20 protein-coding genes are annotated in these 20,114 nt (G+C 66.8%); 9 read left to right on the plus strand and 11 right to left on the minus strand.

Features of this window, described 5'->3' with window-relative positions; translation table 11 throughout:
• The first annotated feature begins 13 nt into the window (after nt 1-13).
• Complete coding sequence (gene queG / locus sphantq_RS09485) at nt 14-1,078, plus strand: tRNA epoxyqueuosine(34) reductase QueG (RefSeq protein WP_066606954.1); 1,065 nt, start codon at nt 14-16, stop codon at nt 1,076-1,078.
• A 542-nt stretch (nt 1,079-1,620) separates the two neighbouring features.
• On the opposite strand, the gene sphantq_RS09490 is transcribed toward queG, so the two are convergent.
• The 4 genes from sphantq_RS09490 to hemC form a co-directional block, all read right to left on the minus strand.
• The gene (locus sphantq_RS09490; protein ID WP_129925595.1) at nt 1,621-2,385 is read right to left on the minus strand and encodes an esterase/lipase family protein; all 765 of its coding nucleotides are present in this window, start codon (nt 2,383-2,385) and stop codon (nt 1,621-1,623) included.
• 110 nt (nt 2,386-2,495) lie between these two features.
• Nucleotides 2,496-3,392: a hypothetical protein gene (locus tag sphantq_RS09495; RefSeq protein ID WP_272798356.1), complete on the minus strand. Its 897-nt coding sequence runs from the start codon at nt 3,390-3,392 to the stop codon at nt 2,496-2,498.
• Nucleotides 3,393-3,400: 8 nt separating this feature from the next.
• Nucleotides 3,401-4,069 carry a uroporphyrinogen-III synthase gene (locus sphantq_RS09500; RefSeq protein WP_272798357.1) on the minus strand — a complete coding sequence of 223 codons (669 nt, stop codon included), beginning with the start codon at nt 4,067-4,069 and terminating at the stop codon, nt 3,401-3,403.
• A complete protein-coding gene (gene hemC / locus sphantq_RS09505; RefSeq protein WP_272798358.1) occupies nt 4,066-4,992 on the minus strand; it encodes a hydroxymethylbilane synthase in 927 nt (308 codons plus the stop codon). Before hemC ends, sphantq_RS09500 begins: the two co-directional genes overlap by 4 nt.
• A 44-nt stretch (nt 4,993-5,036) precedes the next feature.
• Here hemC and tsaD point away from each other — a divergent pair, with 44 nt between their 5' ends.
• Genes tsaD through sphantq_RS09520 form a run of 3 tightly spaced genes read left to right on the plus strand, consistent with a single transcriptional unit; the run spans nt 5,037 to nt 8,623 of the window.
• A complete protein-coding gene (gene tsaD, locus sphantq_RS09510; protein ID WP_272798359.1) occupies nt 5,037-6,071 on the plus strand; it encodes a tRNA (adenosine(37)-N6)-threonylcarbamoyltransferase complex transferase subunit TsaD in 1,035 nt (344 codons plus the stop codon).
• Nucleotides 6,068-7,039, plus strand: a complete 972-nt coding sequence (locus sphantq_RS09515; protein WP_272798360.1) for an NAD(P)H-dependent glycerol-3-phosphate dehydrogenase — start codon at nt 6,068-6,070, stop codon at nt 7,037-7,039. The genes tsaD and sphantq_RS09515 overlap by 4 nt, the downstream gene beginning before the upstream one ends.
• Before the next feature lie 45 nt (nt 7,040-7,084).
• Nucleotides 7,085-8,623, plus strand: coding sequence for a lipopolysaccharide biosynthesis protein (locus sphantq_RS09520; protein WP_242495920.1), 1,539 nt, complete (start codon nt 7,085-7,087; stop codon nt 8,621-8,623).
• A gap of 48 nt (nt 8,624-8,671) precedes the next feature.
• Here the strand turns inward: sphantq_RS09520 and sphantq_RS09525 are convergent, their stop codons facing one another.
• Entirely contained in the window at nt 8,672-9,667 is a 996-nt protein-coding gene (locus sphantq_RS09525) for an adenosine kinase (RefSeq protein ID WP_443021556.1), read from the minus strand.
• Between the two features lie 177 nt (nt 9,668-9,844).
• Between sphantq_RS09525 and sphantq_RS09530 the strand changes: the two genes are divergently transcribed.
• Nucleotides 9,845-10,510 carry an EI24 domain-containing protein gene (locus sphantq_RS09530; RefSeq protein ID WP_272798362.1) on the plus strand — a complete coding sequence of 222 codons (666 nt, stop codon included), beginning with the start codon at nt 9,845-9,847 and terminating at the stop codon, nt 10,508-10,510.
• Nucleotides 10,507-10,872 carry a hypothetical protein gene (locus tag sphantq_RS09535; RefSeq protein ID WP_066606965.1) on the plus strand — a complete coding sequence of 122 codons (366 nt, stop codon included), beginning with the start codon at nt 10,507-10,509 and terminating at the stop codon, nt 10,870-10,872. Before sphantq_RS09530 ends, sphantq_RS09535 begins: the two co-directional genes overlap by 4 nt.
• A 398-nt stretch (nt 10,873-11,270) precedes the next feature.
• Here sphantq_RS09535 and gltX read toward each other — a convergent pair whose 3' ends face one another.
• Both gltX and sphantq_RS09545 read right to left on the minus strand, forming a co-directional pair.
• Nucleotides 11,271-12,599, minus strand: a complete 1,329-nt coding sequence (gene gltX, locus sphantq_RS09540; RefSeq protein ID WP_272798363.1) for a glutamate--tRNA ligase — start codon at nt 12,597-12,599, stop codon at nt 11,271-11,273.
• A 78-nt stretch (nt 12,600-12,677) separates the two neighbouring features.
• Nucleotides 12,678-14,339, minus strand: a complete 1,662-nt coding sequence (locus sphantq_RS09545; protein ID WP_066606969.1) for an NAD+ synthase — start codon at nt 14,337-14,339, stop codon at nt 12,678-12,680.
• A 130-nt stretch (nt 14,340-14,469) separates the two neighbouring features.
• Between sphantq_RS09545 and sphantq_RS09550 the strand changes: the two genes are divergently transcribed.
• A complete protein-coding gene (locus sphantq_RS09550; RefSeq protein ID WP_129925542.1) occupies nt 14,470-15,405 on the plus strand; it encodes a ribose-phosphate pyrophosphokinase in 936 nt (311 codons plus the stop codon).
• An 81-nt stretch (nt 15,406-15,486) separates the two neighbouring features.
• Here sphantq_RS09550 and sphantq_RS09555 read toward each other — a convergent pair whose 3' ends face one another.
• On the minus strand, nt 15,487-15,723 hold the full coding sequence (locus sphantq_RS09555) for a hypothetical protein (RefSeq protein WP_066606974.1): 237 nt from the start codon (nt 15,721-15,723) through the stop codon (nt 15,487-15,489).
• Between the two features lie 48 nt (nt 15,724-15,771).
• Nucleotides 15,772-16,203: a VOC family protein gene (locus sphantq_RS09560; protein ID WP_066606976.1), complete on the minus strand. Its 432-nt coding sequence runs from the start codon at nt 16,201-16,203 to the stop codon at nt 15,772-15,774.
• Nucleotides 16,204-16,268: 65 nt separating this feature from the next.
• Between sphantq_RS09560 and hisN the strand changes: the two genes are divergently transcribed.
• Entirely contained in the window at nt 16,269-17,087 is an 819-nt protein-coding gene (gene hisN, locus sphantq_RS09565) for a histidinol-phosphatase (protein WP_272798364.1), read from the plus strand.
• A gap of 10 nt (nt 17,088-17,097) precedes the next feature.
• Here hisN and sphantq_RS09570 read toward each other — a convergent pair whose 3' ends face one another.
• Nucleotides 17,098-17,511, minus strand: a complete 414-nt coding sequence (locus sphantq_RS09570; RefSeq protein WP_272798365.1) for a VOC family protein — start codon at nt 17,509-17,511, stop codon at nt 17,098-17,100.
• Between the two features lie 55 nt (nt 17,512-17,566).
• Entirely contained in the window at nt 17,567-19,729 is a 2,163-nt protein-coding gene (locus sphantq_RS09575; protein WP_272798366.1) for an AsmA family protein, read from the minus strand.
• Nucleotides 19,730-19,903: 174 nt separating this feature from the next.
• Here sphantq_RS09575 and rpmI point away from each other — a divergent pair, with 174 nt between their 5' ends.
• On the plus strand, nt 19,904-20,107 hold the full coding sequence (rpmI, locus tag sphantq_RS09580; protein ID WP_056690492.1) for a 50S ribosomal protein L35: 204 nt from the start codon (nt 19,904-19,906) through the stop codon (nt 20,105-20,107).
• Nucleotides 20,108-20,114: the final 7 nt, after the last annotated feature.

A 20,114-nucleotide genomic window follows, 5' to 3' on the forward strand; every position in this document is an offset into this window, starting at 1 on the left:
ATAGTCTGGACCCATGTCTGTGGAAACCGAAACCTTGGAACAGCGGCTGAAGGAAGAGGCCGCCAGGCTTGGCTTTGCCGCCTGCCGCGTCGCGCCCGCCGACGCTGCGCCGCTTGCCGGGGCGCGACTGCGCCAATGGCTGGACGCGGGCCATCATGGCGACATGCTGTGGATGGAGGAACGGGCGCAGCAGCGCGGATCGCCCAAGGGGCTGTGGCCCCAGGTGCGCAGCGTCATCATGCTGGGGATGAGCTATGCGCCGGGGCGCGATCCGCTTGCGCTGGCCGATGTGCCGGACCGGGCGCGCTTTTCGGTCTATGCCCAGGGCAAGGATTATCATGACGTCGTCAAGAAGGCGCTCAAAGCCCTGGCCCGCTGGCTGGTGGAGCAGCAGCCCAGCAGCCTCAAGGTGTTCGTGGATACAGCGCCCGTGATGGAAAAGCCGCTGGCGCAGGGCGCGGGGCTGGGCTGGCAGGGCAAGCACAGCAACCTCGTCAGCCGCGACCATGGCAGCTGGCTGTTCCTGGGGGCGATCTATACCGAATTGGCGCTGACGCCCGACGACGGCGAAACCGATCATTGCGGCCGCTGCACCGCCTGCCTGAACGCCTGCCCGACCGACGCCTTCCCCTCGCCCTATATGGTCGATGCGCGCCGCTGCATCTCCTATCTGACGATCGAACATAAGGGGCCGATCCCGGATGATTTGCGCGCCGGGATCGGCAACCGCGTCTATGGCTGCGACGATTGCCTGGCGGTGTGTCCGTGGAACAAATTCGCCGACGCGGCCGCTGCGAACCGGGCGTTTGTGGGCCGCGCGGAACTGGCCGCGCCCGAAATCGCCGACCTGCTGGCGCTGGACGATGCGAGTTTCCGCGAGATTTTCTCCGGCTCGCCCATCAAGCGCATCGGACGCAACCGCCTGGTCCGCAACGCCGCGATCGCGGCGGGCAACAGCGGCGACGCGCGCCTGCTGGCGCCGCTGGAGGCGCTGGTGCGCGATGACGACCCGGTGGTGGCGGAAGCGGCGACCTGGGCGATTGGGCGATTGTCGGGCGGAGATGAATCAGTCGGCTGATGACGAGAGGGGCGTGACCGCCAGCGACCACGAGCGGACATTCTCTCCCCTGCCTTTCACGGGAGGGGCTGATGTCTTGCTTCCACGCATATGGTCATGAGAAACAGGCCATCATCTCTTCCCCCTGCGCGTCATCCTTGGCTTCGCGCGAAAAATCCGAATCGTGCGGAGCCGCGGAGAATCCGGTGAAGTAAAGCGCAAACATCGCCTCGCCCACCGGTTGGCCAGCACCGCTGCCGCCTCTCCTATTCCCCTTCCAATGTAGGATTTATTCTGATCTATCCTTGGCAATGGACCCGCACGCCCTTCCCCTGCCGGTCGCTCCAGCGCCGCCGCCAGCCTGTGACCCACATGGGGCGTTCCCGTTGCATGGGCGTGACCCGGCAGGCGCATCGCAGTGTCGTCGGCGATACTTGGCCGGTTCGTTTCGGGCACTATTGCCGCGAAAAAGCGCAGAAACGCGCTTCCAACGATGGTGTGAACTTTGGAGCTGTGACCCTGTCGGTCGCTTCAACGTGCCCGAATCGCCCGGCAGGACAGGCTCAGGCGGCGATCGCTTCCAGCGCTTTCCCTACCGCGGCAATCCCCTCCGGCGCGGCGGCGAAGCCCATATGGGTGCAGTCCACCTCGATCGCCCGGTCGCGCTCGCCCGCGCGGCCTCTGGCACATGCGGGCAGGATCACGCCGTCACGCGGCGACCACAGCGCCACGGTCGGCACCGGCGGCTTGGCTTCGCGGGTGCAGGGGAAGGGCGGCCGGTCGACCGGGAAGCCCGACACCAGTTGGTACAGCCGCCAGGCATGATTGGCGCGCGGATCGCCGGAAAAGGGCGTGCCCATCGTCACCACGCCGCCAACCTTGTGCGCCGCGAACTTGGCATATTCGCGCGCATACAGCCCGCCCAGGCTCCATCCTACCAGCGTTACCGGCGCGCCGCTCTCCCGCCGGATCGCGTCGACCCGCCGGTCGATCTGCTCCAGACTATCGGGCTTCGGCCCGAAATTGCGGCCCATGCCCCATCCATGGGCGACATAGCCGGCCGCGCCCAGCACCGCGCGCAGCGGCTCCATCCGCTGTTCGGACGCCAGCAGGCCGGGGATCAGCAGCACATGCCGTCCATCGCCCCGCATCCCCTGCGCCAGCATCGCGCTCTGCGCGCGGGTGCGCGCCAGGTCGAACGGCACCGACGCATTGCCCAGCAGATGGGAAAGCGACGGCCGCTCCGCCGCACGCGGCCCTCCGACGATACGGTCTTTCCAGCTATGGACTTTCCAGAAACTGGCGATGGCATCGGCGTAAGGCGGCACGAACAGATGGTCCTCTTTCGAAATCGAAAGATGACATTCCCATGACATGATAGTCCGCGTCCATGCCGTTTATCGATACCGACAAACGGTTCGTCGTTTGTGACAGAGGTTTAAGGCGCGAGCGGCGACATTTGGGTCACGGTCGCGCCTTGTGCGCCGCGCAACTGGCGCGGTTCCAGGATCGCGGCCGTCTCGATCAGGTCCAGCGCGCGCCGCGCCTCCAGATAGCGGCGGGCATATTGCATCCACCGGTCCGCCGCCGCCTTGCCCGGCATCCGCTCCACTTCGCCCAGCGCCGCGCTCACCCGGCCGCCGTCGATATAGCGCAGCGCCCGGTCCATCGCCGCCTGCGGCCGGGGCGATGGGGTCGATGCCTTGCGGATCGTGACGAGTTCACGCGCCTCATGTTCCAGCGCATCCCACCAGCCGGATGCGGCCGGCGGCGTGACCACCCGGTCCGCCACTTCGCCCAGTCCGCCGCGCAGGTCAGCGAGCGTGATCGGATCGCGCGCCGCATTGATGACGGCGGCGACGGCGCGCGGCTGCGCCTGGCCGAAGCGCAGCCGCAACTGCCCCTCGACATAGCCGAGCGGCGTCCCGCTATCGAGCGCGCGCCGGGCGGCGAAGGCGACCAGCAGCCCTTCGGCGCGCGCCGCATTGCCCGACGCGGCCTGCGCCTCCACGGTGATGCGATTGAGCCGCTCCTCCAACTGGATGACGCGGGTATCGAGCATCTGCGCCGCATCGGCGGTCAGCGGTCGGACGGTCGCGCGCGCGCCGGTCCCGGTGATCAGTCCCTGCGGTTGGGTCGGGACGGTCGGCTGCGGTTGCGGATCGCCCCAGCGGCGCTGGATTTGCGGCCAGGCCCAGACGGTAAGCGCGACGCCCAGCGCAAAGGCAAGCAGGATCAGGATCAGGAGCGGCAGGATCGTGCGTCGGCGCGGCGGCATCACGGTCGCGTCGCCAACCCCATCCTCGTCGCTCATGCCGGCCCTTTCGTCTGTCATTACGTCCGTCATTCGCACAATCGCGCGGCGAGGGCCAGCATCTCGTCATCGACCGGCCGGGCAGCGGCCTGCCCGCTCGCCCAGCCCGCACCGCACGCCGCGAGCGCCGCCGGGCTGATCGCGACGATATGCAACGCTGCGCGCCCATCCGGCAGAATCCGCGCCGCCAGCCTTTCGCCCGCGCGGGGGGAATGGACCAACAGCACCGATCCGGGCGCCGCATCGGCGACCAGCGCCGGGTCCGGCGGCAGGGCGATCATGCTGTAAACCGCGACCCGCGTCACGTCGATCGCCGCCGCCATCGGCGCGACGGTGGTCCCGCCCAGATGGAGCAACCGCCGATGACCGTCCGCCGCCGCCCGCGACGCGATCGCGCTACCGTCGCCCGCGCCCGCCACGACATCGGCAAAGCCTGCGTCGCGCAGCGCCTGCGCGGTCGCTTCCCCCACGGCATAGGTCGGCAGTCCCCGATAGGCGGTCAGCCCCGGTCCGGCCAGGCGCACGCCATGGGCGCTGGTCAGCAGCAGGGCGTCAAATTGGCTGGCTGGCGGCGGCGTCCACGCGAACGGCCGGGGCGCGAACAGCGGATGCACCCGCACGTCCAGGCCCAGCGCCGCCGCCTTGGCCGCCGTCCTGCCCGCCGCCGGTTCGGGGCGCAGGATGAGAACGCGGTTCACGCCTCGAACAGCGCTCGCAGCGCCGGGCTGGCCCGTTCCAGCAGCGCATGGCCGACCGCCTGCGCCGCCGCGCCGTCGCCACGCGCCAGCCGTGCCTCTTCACGTATCGTTTCCTGCCCGTCGGGGCTGATGATCTCCGCGATCAGGCGCAGGCTTTCGCCCTCGACCCGCGCCAGCGCGGCGATCGGCGAATGGCAGGTGCCGCCCAATCCCTTGAGCACCCCGCGTTCGGCCATCACCGCGTCGCAGGTGTCGCGGTCGTTGATCGCCCGCAGCGCGCTCATCATCGCGGCATTGTCGCCCAGCGTCTCGATCCCCACCGCGCCCTGCGATGGCGCGGGCAGCATGACGTCGATGGCGATGGTCGCGCCAACGTCCTGCTGGTTCAGCCGGTCCAGCCCCGCCGCCGCCAGCAGCGTGGCATGGACCTCCCCCGCCGCCAGCTTGGCCAGCCGGGTCGCGACATTGCCGCGGAACAGGGTGATGGTCGCGTCCGGGCGCAGCCGCTTGACCTGCGCGGCGCGGCGCGGCGAGCTGGTGCCGACGATCGGGTTGGCGGGGAGCGCGGCGAAATCATCGGCGCCCACCAGCCGGTCGCGCACGTCCGCGCGCGGCAGCATCGCGGCGATATGGAATGCGTCCGGCCGCAGCGTCTCCACATCCTTCATGCTGTGCACCGCAAAATCGATCTCGCCCTCGACCAGAGCCCGGTCCAGTTCCTTGGTCCATAGCGCCTTGCCGCCGATATCGGCCAGCGCCCGATCCTGTATCCGGTCGCCGCTGGTCTGGACGGTGACGATCGTCACCGCCTCGTCGGGCCAGCCATGGACGGCGCACAGCGCGCGGGCGGTCATATGGGCCTGGGCCAGCGCCAGGGGCGATCCTCTGGTGCCGAGGCGCAACGGTCGATCGGGCAAAAACATATGCAGCTTGCTCTAATGACCACGGGCATTAGATGGAAGCGGCAATGACCATCATTCTTGGCCTGGAATCGAGCTGCGATGAAACCGCGGCGGCGCTGGTGAGCGCCGACGGCCGGATTCTCGCGCATCGCCTCGCCACGCAGGAGGAAGCGCACCGCCCCTATGGCGGCGTGGTGCCGGAAATCGCCGCCCGCGCCCATGTCGAGGCGCTCAGCCCGCTGATCGCCGCGGCGCTCGCCGACGCGAAGCTGACGCTGGCGAACGTGGACGTCATCGCCGCCACCGCCGGGCCGGGCCTGATCGGCGGGGTCATGGTCGGCCTCGTCACGGGCAAGGCGCTGGCCCATGCGGCGGGCAAGCCGCTGATCGCGGTCAATCATCTTGAAGGCCATGCCCTCTCGCCGCGCCTTGCCGATCCGACGCTACAATTCCCCTATCTGCTGCTGCTGGTGTCGGGCGGCCATTGCCAATTGCTTCATGTGAAGGGGCCGGGCGCCTATGTCCGCCTCGCCACCACCATCGACGATGCGGCCGGCGAAGCCTTCGACAAGACCGCCAAGCTGCTGGGGCTGGGCTATCCTGGCGGCCCTCAGGTGGAGAAGGCGGCCGAGCTGGGTGATCCCAAGGCCGTTCCCCTGCCGCGCCCGTTAATCCACACCGACGAACCGCATTTTTCCTTCGCGGGCCTCAAGAGCGCGGTGATGCGCGCAGTCCAGTCGGGCCAATATTCGACCAAGGATATCGCTGCGAGCTTTCAGCAGGCGGTGATCGATTGTCTGATCGACCGCACCCGTCGCGCGCTGGGGCGAAGCGAGGGCGTCACCGCGCTGGTCGTGGCGGGCGGGGTCGCCGCCAATAGCTCGGTCCGCGCCGCGCTCGAAGCGCTCGCCGCAGCCCACGACCTGCCCTTCGTCGCGCCGCCGCTGTGGCTGTGCACCGACAATGCGGCGATGATCGCCTGGGCCGGGGCGGAGCGCTATGCGGTCGGCCTGATCGACGATCTCACCTTCCCCGCCCGGCCGCGCTGGCCGCTCGACCCGGCGGCCGAAAAGGCGCGTGGCGCAGGAGTGAAAGCATGAAGGCAGGAGTCATCGGTGCGGGCGCCTGGGGCACGGCGCTGGCGCAATTGCTGGCCAGCGACGGCCAGCCGGTCGCGCTCTGGGCACTGGAGCCGGATGTAATCGACGCGATCAATGGGCGGCAGGAGAACCCGCTCTATCTCGCCAATATTCCGCTTTCAGCGTCGATCCGGGCGACGGGCGCCATGACCGACCTCGCGACCTGCGACCTGTTGCTGGTCGTCAGCCCCGCCCAGCATCTGCGCAGCGTTGTGGCGCAAGCACCCCCTGGCGTGCCGCTCGTCCTGTGCTCCAAGGGGATCGAGGCGGGCACCAGTCTGTTGATGTCGGAGGTCGCGCAGCAGGCGCAGCCGACCTCGCCCATCGCGGTCCTGTCCGGCCCGACCTTCGCCCATGAAGTGGCGAAGGGCTTGCCGACCGCCATCACGCTGGCCTGCGAAGACCGGGCACTGGGCCAGCGCCTCGCCGCCCGCATCGCCCGCCCGTCCTTCCGCCCCTATTTGTCCGACGATGTCATCGGCGCGGAGATTGGCGGCGCGGTCAAGAATGTGCTCGCCATTGCGTGCGGCGTCGCGGAGGGCGCGGGTCTTGGCCTCAACGCCCGCGCCGCGCTCATCAGCCGCGGTTTCGCCGAAATGACTCGCTTCGGCCTGGCGCGCGGCGCGCGCCCCGAAACACTGGGCGGCCTGTCGGGGCTGGGCGATCTTGTCCTCACCTGCTCCTCCACCAATTCGCGCAACTTCTCGCTGGGCAAGGGGCTGGGCGAAGGAGCCAGCGCCGCCGCCCTGCTCGCCAACCGCCGCACCGTGGCGGAAGGGGCCTTCACCGCGCCGGTGCTGCGCGATGCCGCGCGCGCGGCGGGCGTGGAAATGCCGGTGGTGGAGGCGGTATGCGCGCTGCTCGCCGATGTCGCGCCGCTCGGCGCCGTGATCGACGCGCTGCTCGCGCGGCCGCTGCGGCCCGAATAAGCCGTCGCGCTCGCGCCCTATTGCCCGTACAACAGAAATAGAAACATGATGACGCAGGGGGTTCAGGGTTCGTTGGCGACGCCGGTATCGGGGACACAGGCATCCGCATCCAAGGATCAGGATGACATCGCCGCCCTGGCCAAGGGCGGGCGCACCAATATATTCGGCTTTCTGCTGCGGCTCGCCGCGCGGCTGCCCTTCCTGTTCATCGCGGGGCGGTGGTACGGGGCGGATGCGCTCGGCCGGTTCGCCTATGCCGTGCTGGTTGTCGAATTCGTGGCGCAACTGGCCACGCTGGGGTTGAAACGCGGCCTGGCCGGCGCGCTCAGCCAGACCGAACGGCCCCATGCCCATGTCGTGACCGACGCCATGGTCGTCACCTTGTTCGCCGCGCTGGTCGGCGCTGGCCTGCTGGTCGCCTTTCCCCAGGCGATGTTCCCCAATAGCGGCATTAACGGCCTCGACCGGTTGCTGGCGCTGGTCGTGATCGCCGTGGCGGGATCGGACGTGGCGCTGGCGGCCTGCGCCTATCGCTTCGACGTTGGCGCCACCGTGCGCGCGCGCTCGATCATCGAACCCTGGGCAATCAGCATCGGCGCTTTCGCCTTCGCCTTCTATTCGACCCGCGACGGCCTGATCCTCTCCTATGCCCTGTCGATGATCGCGGCGCTGGTCGCTTCGCTGATCCCGATGGCGCGCCATTATGGCCTGCCGCGGGGGTGGCGGCCCGATGGCGGGCGGCTCTGGCGGCTCGCCCGCCGCAACCTGCCGCTTGCAGCGGCCGACGGCGTCGAATGGGGGTCGCGCCGGCTCGACATGGCGATATTGGGCCTGTTCGTCAGCCCGGCGGTGATCGGCATCTATTATGTCGCCCAGCAGGTCGCGTCCTTGCCGCAGAAGCTCAAGACCAGCTTCGACCCCATTCTTGGCCCGGTCATCACCCGCAACCTGGCAGAAAACAACCTGGCCGGCATCGCCCGTCAGGTCAGCCAGGTCGGGTTCTGGATTATCGCGGCGCAGGCGGGCATCGCGCTCGCGCTCGGCATCCCCGGCGAAGCGGTGATGGGGCTTGTCGGCCCGCATTTCGTCGGCGGCACCGGCGCGCTCGCCTTCCTGCTGCTCGCCGAAGTGGTGGCGGCCACGGCGGTCGTCAGCGAATCGGCGCTGGTCTATATCGCCCGGCACCGCAACCTGATGATCTCGCTCGTCATGATCGGCTTGCAGGCGGCTTTCAGCTTCGCGCTGATCCTGTTGGCCCGCAGGATGGCCCTGCCGGTGATGTGGGTGGCCGCCGCGCCCGCGCTCGCGCTCTGCCTGGCGCTGGCGGTGGGGGCTTTCGTCAAAGCGCGGCTGCTCGCCCGGCTGCTCGATGCGCCGATCAATGCCTGGCGCTGGCCGCTGCTGAGCGCCGCGGGCGTCGCCTGCATCGTCGGCGCGGGCTTCGTCGCTCTGCCGCCGCGCCTCGAATGGGTCGAACTGGCGGTCGGCGTTTGGGCGATATTGGGCGCCTATGGCCTCGTCATATGGCGCTGGGGCTTCGGGTCCGACGACCGCGCACTGTTCCGCAAGCAAAAGGCCGAGTGACCCGATAGACAGGCCCGCCTCTCCAATGAGAAGCGGGCCTTGTCCATGTCAGGCGAACAGCGCGTCGCGGATCACGCCCAGATCGGCTTCCGGGCGCGCGCCCCAGTGGGAGATCACTTCGGCCGCCGCGGCCGCGCCCAGCGCCAGCGCATCTTCGACGCTGCGGCCGTCGATATGGGCCGCCAGGAAACCGGCGGCGAACAGGTCGCCCGCCCCGGTGGTGTCAACGATCTGCGCGACCGTCGCGGCCGGCGCTTCGTGGCGCACGCCATCGACCATCGCGACGGCGCCCTTTTCGCTGCGAGTCGACACCAGCACCGGCACCTTGTCGGCGAAGCGGGACAGCGCTTTGTCGAAATCGTCGATCTGGGCGAGCGACTGAATCTCGCCCTCGTTGGAGAAGAGGATGTCGATCATCCCCTGATCGATCAGGTCGATGAAATCGCCGCGATGCCGGTCGATCACGAAATTGTCCGACAGCGTGAAGGCGACCTTGCGCCCTGCGCCGCGCGCCGCGTCGATCGCCGCCCGCATCGCCGCGCGCGGCTGCTCCGGATCCCACAGATAGCCTTCCAGATACAGGATTTTGGCCGACCGGATGAGGTCGAAATCCACTGCCGCTTCCGGCAGGAATTGCGACGCGCCCAAGAAGGTGTTCATCGTCCGCTGAGCGTCCGGGGTCACCAGAATCAGGCAGCGCGCGGTCGGCACTTGCCCATGCATGACCGGCGTGTCGAAGCGGATGCCCAGAGCATGAATGTCATGGGCGAAGACCGCGCCCAACTGATCGTCGTTCACCTGGCCGATGAAGCCGCATTTTTTCCCCAGCGCGGCAAGGCCCGCCAACGTGTTGGCGGCCGATCCGCCGCTAATTTCCTTCGCCTGCGGCATGTCGGCGTAGAGCGTCTCCGCCATGGCGGCGTCGATCAACTGCATCCCGCCCTTGGTCAGCGCATGTTGCGCCAGGAAGACGTCTTCGCTGCGCGCGAGCACGTCGACGATGGCGTTGCCGATGGCGACAATGTCGAGCGTGGCGGCCGGGATTTCCTGGGGCGTGGAGGATGCGGTCACGCAATATCCTTATGCAAAAAGGGGATGGGGAAGAAATTGCGCTGTCTCTACCGGCCAGTTCGCCCCCATGCAACCTGCGCCCGCGTGCAAGCGCAGTCCGTGCAACCGCGCCGATTGACCTTGCGCCCGTGCGGGCGGATAGACAGGACCATGGTCCTGACCGCCGCCCTGCGCGCCTTTCCTTCCCTCTTCCATGGCGCGGCGCTGCGCCTGCTGTTCAAGACGCTGGTGCTGACGCTGCTGATCTTCGCAGGATCGGCCGGGGCGCTATGGGCCGGGTTTCATGCGCTGCGGCTGCATTTCGGCTGCGGCGGCGGCGGCATCGCCGAAGCGACCGCCACGGCGCTGCTGATGGTGGGCGCGGGCTGGCTGCTGTTCCGCGCGGTGGCGATGGCGGTGATGGGCCTGTTCGCCGACGACATTATCGAAGCGGTGGAGCGGGATAGTTACCCCCAGGCGGCGCTCGCTGCCCGGCCGGTGGGCTGGGCGCGCAGCCTGCGCTTCGCGTTCGCCTCGCTGGCGCGCACGCTGGGCTGGAACCTTCTGGCGCTGCCCGCCTATATCCTGTTGCTGGTGACAGGAGTGGGGACGATCGGGCTGTTCCTGATGGTCAACGCCTATCTGCTGGGTCGCGACATGGCCGACATGGTGGAACCGCGTCATCCCGCCCTCCAGCCGCTGTCGCGCGGCAGCCGGTGGCTTTTGGGGCTCGTTTCGGCGCTTGCGTTCCTGATCCCGCTGGTCAACCTGCTTGCGCCGATCTGGAGCGCGGCTATGGCCGTGCATATGTTGCTTGGGCGAAAGACATCCGCATGAATTTCCGACCTTTTATGACGGCATTGTGCCTGCCGCTGGCCGCCTGCGGTGGCGGCGTCGTGCCCAGGGGCAATTATGCCCCGCCGCCGGCCGGCCCGCCGGCCAGCGCCTTCATGAAGCAGGGGCCGCTAATGGGGTCGGACGCGCGCGCGCTGACGCAGATGTTCGGCCAGCCCCGGCTCGACATTCGCGAAACCACGGTGCGCAAACTGCAGTTCGCCAATGGCCGCTGCATACTCGACGCCTATCTCTATGCGCCCGCACGGGGCAAGGAACCGGTGGTCACCCATGTTGATGCGCGCAGCCCGGTGGGCGCAGATGTCGATCCGGCGGCGTGCGCAAGCGCGCTGCAGGGGAAATAGCGAGCCACACAGGGTCACAGGCGCGAAGTTCACACCGTCGATGGGCTTTTCCGGGCAATAGCGGCGGCAAAGCCCTGGCCATATAGCGGCAGAGTAAGGGACGGGTCACACCGACGCGCCTGTAGGGTCACGGCGAAGCGCTCGCCGCGCGACGCCGCCGCCGGAGGGAAGAGGAGGGAGGCGCCAAGCCTCTCATCGGGACGTTTGCAAGAGCGAGGTAAGCGAGAGGCTGATGCGGGACAGCGCGCTTGCGGCATCTCCCCTCTCATCATGCCTGGCTTGACCCGGCATTTCGCCATTTTTCCGAAGCGCCCCAAGCGCAGCGGTATCTCTACCTAAGCCTGTCCTGAGCCAATCGACGTAGCCGGGATGACGAAAAATGTCATCCCGCCCCCCCCTCAGGATCGCAGGCGCGCCAAGGCCTCTTCCCGGCCGATCAGCGGGAGAAACTGGCCCATGTCGGGACCGTGATCCAGCCCGGTCAGCGCGCGGCGGAGGGGGAGGAAGAGGGTCTTGCCCTTGCGGCCGGTCGCATCCTTCAGCGCCCCCGTCAGCGTGCGCCAGATGTCGGCGTCGAAGGCGGCGTTCGACAGGATGCCGTGAGCGGCGGCGAGGAAATCATGGTCTTCCTCCGCTGGCGCGGGCGCGTCTATCGGACCGGTGACGATGCGCCACCAGTCGGCCGCGTCGGCAACCGTTTCCAGATTGGGGCGGATGGCGGTCCAGGCGGCTTCGTCCATGCCCTGGGGCAGGCGATCGGCGACAGCCTCAAAGGGAAGGAGATGGACGATTTTCTGGTTGAGGGTCGCCAGTTCGGCTTCATCGAAGCGCGCGGGGGCGCGGCCGAAATGGGCGAAGTCGAAACTGTCGATCAACGGCTGGATATCCGCGAAGGGTTCGATGGGCTGCGAACTGCCGAGGCGAGCGAGCAGCGAGGCCACGCTCATGGCTTCGAGGCCGATCTCGCGGAAATGGGCGACGCCGAGCGAACCGAGGCGCTTGGACAGCTTGCCTTCGCTGCCGGTCAGCAGCGCTTCATGGGCGAAGGCGGGGAGTGGCGCGCCCAAGGCAGTGAACATCTGAATCTGGGTCGCGGTGTTGGAGACATGATCCTCGCCGCGCAGGACATGGGTGACGCCCATGGCGACGTCGTCGATCACCGAGGGGAGCATGTAGAGCCAGGAGCCGTCGGCGCGGCGGATCACCGGATCCGACAGCAATTTCGGGTCGAAGCGCTGGTCGCCGCGGATGAGGTCGGTCCAGACGATCGGCTGCTCATGGTCCAGCTTGAAGCGCCAATGGGGGGGGCGGCCTTCGGCTTCATAAGCGGCGATCTGATCGGGGGTCAGCGACAGGGCGGCGCGGTCATAGACCGGCGGCAGGCCGCGGCCGAGCAGGATCTTGCGGCGCAGGTCGAGTTCCTGGGCGGTTTCATAGGCGGGATAGACATGGCCCGATGCTTTCAGCGCTTCGAACCGGGATTCGTAGAGGGCGAAACGGTCCGACTGTTTTTCCTCACCGTCCCAATGGAGGCCGAGCCAATGGAGGTCCGCCTTGATGCCGTCCGCATATTCGGGGCGCGAGCGTTCGAGATCGGTATCATCGAGGCGCAGCAGGAATTGCCCGCCGCTCTTGCGCGCCCACAGCCAATTGTGGAGCGCGGCGCGGATATTGCCGACATGGAGATGGCCGGTCGGCGACGGGGCGAAGCGGGTGATGACGGTCATGATTGGTCCTAAACCCGTTCGGTTCGCGCGTAGCACAGTCACTTCGCGTCGCTCAGCCCGAACGGCCTTTTGCATTGGTTAGATCGTGCGAAAGCCGTTGGTGATCGGGTAGCGGCGGTCGCGGCCGAAATTGCGGATGCCCAGTTTGACGCCGGGGGGCGATTGGCGGCGCTTATATTCGGCGATGTAGAGGAGGCGCTCGATCCGGGCGACGGTGTCCTTCTCGAAACCGCGCTCGACCAGTTGATCGACCGACAATTCCTCCTCGACGAGTCCGTAGAGGATCGGATCAAGAATCTCATAGGGCGGCAGGCTGTCGTCATCGCGCTGATTGTCGCGCAGTTCGGCGCTGGGCGGCTTGGTGATGACCCGTTCGGGCATCACCGGACCTTCCGGCCCGATGCCAAGACCGAGCGACGGGACATTTTCGTTGCGCCAGCGGCACAGGTCGAAAACGGTCGTCTTATAGGCGTCCTTCAGCACCGAATAGCCGCCCGCCATGTCGCCATAGATGGTGGCATAGCCGACCGACATCTCGCTCTTGTTGCCGGTGGTCAGCAGCATATGGCCATATTTGTTGGACAGGGCCATCAAGGTCACGCCGCGAATGCGCGACTGGATATTCTCTTCGGTCAGGTCGCGCTGGCGACCCTCGAAGACGGGCGCCAGCATCGTGTCGAAGGCGGCGACGGCGGGTTCGATGGGAATGGTGTCGTAGCGGACGCCCAGCAGGCGGGCGCATTCCACCGCATCGTCCAGACTGTCCTGGCTGGTGAAGCGCGAGGGCATCATCACGCACCAGACCCGGTCGGGACCGAGCGCATCGACCGCGACGGCGGCGGACAAGGCGGAATCGATGCCCCCCGAAAGCCCCAGCACCACGCCGGGGAAGCGGTTGCGGTTCACATAGTCGCGCAGGCCAAGGACCATGGCGTTGTAGATGTCGGCCGGGCGCGGATCGAGGTCATGCTGCTCGCCGGGCAGGCAGACCCACTGGCCGTCCCATTTCTCCCATTGCGTCAGCACCAGCGCCTCTTCCCAATCGGGCAGTTGCTGGGCGATGCCAAGGTCTCCGTTCATGACGAAGGACGCGCCGTCGAACACCAGTTCGTCCTGTCCGCCGACGCGGTTGAGATAGACGAGCGGCAGGCCGGTTTCGCGGACGCGGGTGCCGGCGACGGCGTTCAGGCGGCGATCGTCCTTGTCCACCTCATAGGGACTGCCATTGGGGCTGATGAGGATTTCCGCGCCTTCGCTGCGCAGATGCGCGGTGACGAAGGGGAACCAGATATCCTCGCAGATCGGCACGCCGATCTTGACGCCCTTGAAATCGATCGGCGCGGGCAGCGGTCCGGGGGCGAACAGGCGCTTTTCATCGAAGGTGCCGTAATTGGGCAGTTCGCGCTTTTGCCGGATCGCGGTGACAGCGCCGTTTTCCAGCAGGGCGACGACGTTGAAGAGGACGCCCTGCGCCGCAACGACGGTGCCGACCAGCATCGCCGGGCCGCCATCGGCGGTTTCCTGCGCCAGCCGGTCGAGCTGATAATTGGCCTGGGTGACCAAGGCGGGCTTCAAGACCAGATCTTCGGGCGGATAGCCGATCAGTTGCAGTTCGGGATAGACGATAAGGTCGGCGCCCGTCGCCCGCGCGCGCCATTCCAGCATGGCGTCGGCATTGGCCGCAAGGTCGCCCACGGACTGGGTCATCTGCGCGAGCGCGATCACGAGTTTGTCGGTCATGTCCGCGCCCTAGTCCATTTTTGGGGCTGGCGCAAAAGCGCCTTTCCACATTGGACATGCCCGGCTAAAGGGACCGCGTTTCGCGCATCGTCATCCATTCGTCACGCCAATCAGCCTGGGGTTTTTCGCCATGAAACTCATGACCGGCAATTCCAATAAGCCGCTCGCGGCCGCTATCGCCGACTATATCGAAATCCCCCTGACCGACGTCAGCGTCCGTCGTTTCGCCGACGAAGAAGTTTTCGTGGAAATTCATGAGAATGTCCGCGGCGAAGACGTGTTCGTGATCCAATCGACGGCCTATCCGACCAACGACAATCTGATGGAATTGCTGATCATGATCGATGCGCTGAAACGCGCTTCGGCCAAGCGAATCACCGCCGTCGTCCCCTATTTCGGCTATGCCCGGCAGGACCGCAAGCCCGGCCCGCGCACGCCGATCAGCGCCAAGCTGGTCGCCAACCTCATCACCACCGCCGGCGCCGACCGCGTCTTGTCGGTCGACCTGCACGCCGGGCAGATTCAGGGCTTTTTCGACATTCCGACTGATAACCTATTCGGCGCGCCGGTGATGTCGGCCGACATCCAGGCGCGCTTCGGCGACAAGAATATCATGGTCGTGTCCCCCGACGTGGGCGGCGTGGTGCGCGCCCGCGCGCTGGCCAAGCGGCTCGACAACGCCCCGCTCGCCATCGTCGACAAGCGCCGCGAGCGCGCCGGCGAATCCGAAGTGATGAACATCATCGGCGATGTGTCAGGCCGTTTCTGCATCCTGATCGACGATATCGTCGATTCGGCTGGCACGCTGTGCAACGCCGCCGCGGCTTTGAAAGCGCAGGGCGCAGAGGGCGTGATCGCCTATGTCAGCCATGGCGTGCTGTCGGGCGGCGCAGTCGCACGCGTCGATGCGTCGGAACTGCTGGAACTGGTCATCACCGATTCGATCCAGGGCACCGAGGCGGTGAACACGTCCCGGCGCATACGCCACTTGCCCATCGCCCCGCTGCTGGGCGAGGCGATCAAGCGGATCGCGGACGAGAGTTCGGTTTCCAGCCTGTTCGACTGAAAGGAGAATGGGCTGGCGAACGATCCGGGGGATCGTTCGACCGAAACTCCGTCGGTGTCCAGCCTGTTCGAACGAGGATGGTCAGGCCGCCGGGAGCATCACCAGCGGCACCGTCAGGATCATGACCAGCGCGATGACGATGCGCTGGCCGCGCGAAATGCCCAGCGGCTTTTCGCGCCAGAGCATCGGGCAGGCGAGCAGCGCAAAGCCGATCGCCAGATTGGACAACGCCACCGAGCCGCCGACCGGCATATCCTGCCGCAAGGCGAGGCCCCCAAACAGGCCGACGAAACTCAGGAACCAGCCGATCAGCGCCATGCGCCCCCCTTTGACGATGAAGGATAGAACGGTCGGGTTGCCGAAGGCTTAATCGGAGATGGGCGCCCAGGGATCGTAGCTGCCGAAGCTCCAGACATTGCCCTCCGGGTCGAGCGCGGTGTAGCCGCGGCCGGGATAGCCGTCATTGGCCTGCGGTTCCTGCACCACCACCGCGCCTTCGTTGCGGGCGTGGAGGCAATGGCCGTCAGGATCGGGCACGACGATATAGACGCAGGCGGTGATGCCGCCCAGGTCGCGCGCCGTGGACCAGGTATAGAGCGATTCGCCCTCCATATCCCTGACGCTGCCTAACATCACCATGCCGCCGCCGAGCACCAGCTGGGCGTGGTGGATAATGGTCGGGTCGGCATCGTCGGGATAGACGGCGTGGCGCGCAAAACCGAAGGCGGCGCACAGGAAATCGATGGCGGCGGGGGCGTTGGCATAGCGCAGGCATGGAATGACGGGCGAACCGGGCATTTTCCTCTCCTTCTCTTGCGCCGTTCAGTCTAGCGCAACGGCGACGCAACCGCTAGGCGAAGGGCATGACAACCCGCGACGACCTGGCCCTTGCCAACCGCCTTGCCGACGCCGCTGCGGCTGCGATCCGCCCCTTTTTCCGCGCCCGTTACGACATGGAGTTTAAAGCGGACAAATCGCCGGTGACGGAGGCCGACCGCGCCGCCGAGGCCGCGATCCGCGCGATCCTGGAAAAGGAACGGCCGGGTGACGGCATCATCGGCGAGGAATATGGATCGGTCCGCGAAGATGCCGAGCGGGTATGGATCCTCGATCCGATCGACGGGACGCGCAGCTTCATTGCGGGGCGGCCGATATTCGGCACGCTGATCGCGCTGACGCAGGATGGATGGCCGACCATCGGCATCATCGACCAGCCGATCGCGCGCGAGCGCTGGGCCGGGATGAGCGGGCAGCCCACGACATTCAACGGCAAGCCGGTGCGCACCCGCGCGTGCAAGGCGCTGGAGGGCGCAGGCATCGCCACCACCAGCCCGCATCTGTTCGGCGAGGGCGACGTCCCCGCCTATATGGCGCTGGTCGCCGCCGTATCGGGCGGGTCGCCGCGCCAGGGGCCAGTCTATGGCGGGGACTGCTATAATTACGGCCTGCTGGCGTCGGGCTTCCTGGATATCGTCATCGAATCGGGCCTGCAAAGCTATGACTTCGCCGCTTTGGTGCCGGTGGTCGAGGGCGCGGGCGGGCTGATGTGCGACTGGAATGGCGAGCCGTTGACGGCGGACAGCGAAGGCCATGTGCTGGCGATGGGCGATCCGGCGCGGCTGGAGGATGTCCTGGAGGCGCTGGGCAGCGCGCCGCACGCCCATCATCACCCGGATCACTGATCGCGCAGCGTCAATCCTTCACCGGGCCGCCAATCGACCAGATATGGCCGAACGGATCGACCAACTGGCCGTAGCGCGCGCCCCAATATTGATTATCGAGGGGAAAGCGGATGCTGGCCCCGGCATTGACCGCGCGGCGCCACCATAGGTCGGCATCATCGACCTCCAGATGGAGGGTGACGGCGGCGGGCGGCGGCATCGGTTCGCCATTGGCCATCTCATGAAAATGGTCGTTCAGCATTAAGGCACCGTCGTTGATGCTGAGATGGGCATGCATGAGCCGTTGGCCGTCGTCGGCCAGATGCCGGCTCTGTTCAGTGGCGCCGAAGGCTTTGACGTAGAAGGCGATCGCTTCGCCCGCACGGCCATCGGCGATGGTGAGATGCGGGGTGACCCCCGGCATGACGAATGGCGTGTCGCTCATGGCCCACTCCTCCTTCGAGTCGTTACGGGCACAGGATAGACGCTGTGGGGTGCGATCAGAAGATGCCTAGGAATTTCTTGTCCTGGCGCTTTTGCTCGCCTTTGCTGCCTCTGCCCTTCTCATCCTTGGCCGTGGTGCCGCGGCCGACATCGTCGCGGGGCGCACCGCGCTTGGTGCGCTGCGCCTGGGCGCTTGCCCCCGCCAGGATGGGACCGCAGGCCGCGCCCTTCGCATCGCCCGAATCGACGAAGGCCAGCAGCGACGCGATCGGCGTGCCGACCACGCCCAGCGCCAGCGCCGCGCCGCCACGGGTCAGCAGTTCGGGGCTGACGACATTGATGCCAGGCCGCGCGAAATAGCCGTTGATGCCGATCGGCGACTGGCCGGAAAAGAGGCTGATCTTCTTGCCATCGGCGCGGAAGGCGAGGTCGAGGCTCTCATTCCTGAACGAGAAGCCGCCGCGGCCGATCATCACATTCTTCTTCGTGTCGATCAGGATCGGGTCGGCGGCCGCCACGCCGTTGCGGACGGTGAAGGCGATCAGGCCGCAGTTGATCTCCACCGGCTGTTTCAATTTGCCGGAGAACATCTTGGTGACGAAGGTGCCGACATCGAGTTCGGACAGTTGGACATTGCGCGCCCACATCGACCCGGCGGGCAGGATGACGGCGATGCGGCCATTGGCGGTCGCGAGCGAATCATGGAGCGTGTCGCCCAGTCCGGTCATCTGCACGCGGCCCTTAATCGTGCCGGTCGTGCCCGATTGTTCGACACCCCAGCGGGCGAGCAACGTGCCCATCGGGGTGGGGGCCATGCGGATGTCGTAGCTGGTCTTCACCGGCGCGCCGCGGGCGTTGATCTCTATGTCGGATGCGACATGGCCGCCGGACATGTCGAAGCTGAGCGGCGACAGGGTCAGCAGACTGCGGTCGAGTTTCAGGGTCAGGGCGATGGCGGAGATGGGGACATGCTGCGCCCGGACGCGCTTGACGCTATAGCTGACATTCGCGTCGAAATTGCGGATCGCCTCCACCCGCAACGGCGCGTCGGGCAGCAGGCGCGGCGTGCCCTGCACGGTTTCGATCGCGCCGGCAGCGCCCTGCTTCTCGATCTTGTCGGGATCATAGCCGAAAAAGGGCGCGGCATCGACGATGTCGAGCGTCTGGGTCGCCAGGTCCGCCTTAAGCAGCAGCCGATTATTGGGCAGCGACGCGGTGAAACTGCCTGCCAGGTCGCTGGCGCCAAAACGACCCTTCAAATGGGTGAAGCGCCATTCTTCGCCCACCTTGGTCAGGGCCGAGGTGAAACGATAGGGCCGCGTATCAGGGATGGCCGCGCCCAGAAAATCGAACAACAGGCTGAGATTGGGACCGCGCGTGACAAGGCGCAGGTCGCTGCCTTCCAATTCGATTGCGCCACGCAGCGTGCCGGCGACATCCACGATCGTCGCGCCGGCCTGCGCGCGCATTTGCAGGCTGTTCTTGCCGCGCGACACCGTGGCGTTGGGGGAAAGGAGGCTGCCCTTGAGCGTGAAGGGCTTGTCCCTCATGCGGCCGGTGCCCGACAGGCGCACGTCGCTGGCGAAGCGGGTGTCGCGCGCCCGGACCGTCTCGAATCCGATATCGGCGTTCAATTGCATCCGCGGATCGCGGTAGCGCAGGGTGGTTCCCGCCAGCTTCGCCTGGGTTATCAGCGGGAAGACCATGGGTTTGCCCTCCACATTTGGATCACCCAGCGTCCATGTATTATGCCGGTGATCGCGCGACCATTCCAGATCGACCGCGCCGTTGCGCAATTCCAGCCAGGGCAGGCGGACCTTGTCGGCAAACAGCAAGCTGAGCGGCGCGATGCGCGCGTCGATCAGGTCGGCGCGGAACAAGGCGGGCTGGCTGGCCCAGGGCAGGTTGCCGATACGCGCTTTTTCCGCCAGGAATTTGATGCTGATCGGGGCGAAATAGAGCTGGAAATCGCCCTCGACCCGGACTTCGCGTTGCAGGCGTTTACCCACTATCTGTTCAAAGGAGCCTTTGAGGAAGCGGCCCTTGGTGATGAACAGGATCAGCCAGATCGCGAAAAGGAAGCCGATGATGGCCAGGAGGAAGCGGACCGGCCATGGCAGCCGGCGCCACCGTTCGCGCAGCGCGGTCGCGTGCGCGCGATAGCCCGCGCGCGGCGCGGCGGCCGCATGTTCCGTGATATGCACATCGCTATCGACCATGGCGGCCTCAACGCCCCGGCGGGGCAAATGGCTCCAGGCGGTCGGTTACGCGAATCGCTTGCCTTTGCGCGCATGTGGCCCTATGCGCGCCGTTCGCGATATTCAGTGAGACCGCCCGGCTAACTAGGGCTGCCGGGGCTGTCTGTAATCGTCGCGCCAGATAAGGAGACGAAAATGCCCAAGATGAAGACCAAGAGCGGTGTGAAGAAGCGCTTCAAGTTCACCGCGACCGGCAAGGTCAAGCACGGCGTCGCTGGCAAGCGTCACCGCCTGATCAGCCACAATGCCAAATATATTCGCCAGAACCGCGGTACGTCCGTCCTGTCGGATTCGGATGTTGCCCATGTGCGCCTCTGGGCGCCCTACGGCCTGAAGTAAGGAGTAG

This window comes from Sphingobium sp. AntQ-1, from assembly GCF_028538045.1.
GTDB classification, from domain to species: domain Bacteria; phylum Pseudomonadota; class Alphaproteobacteria; order Sphingomonadales; family Sphingomonadaceae; genus Sphingobium; species Sphingobium cupriresistens.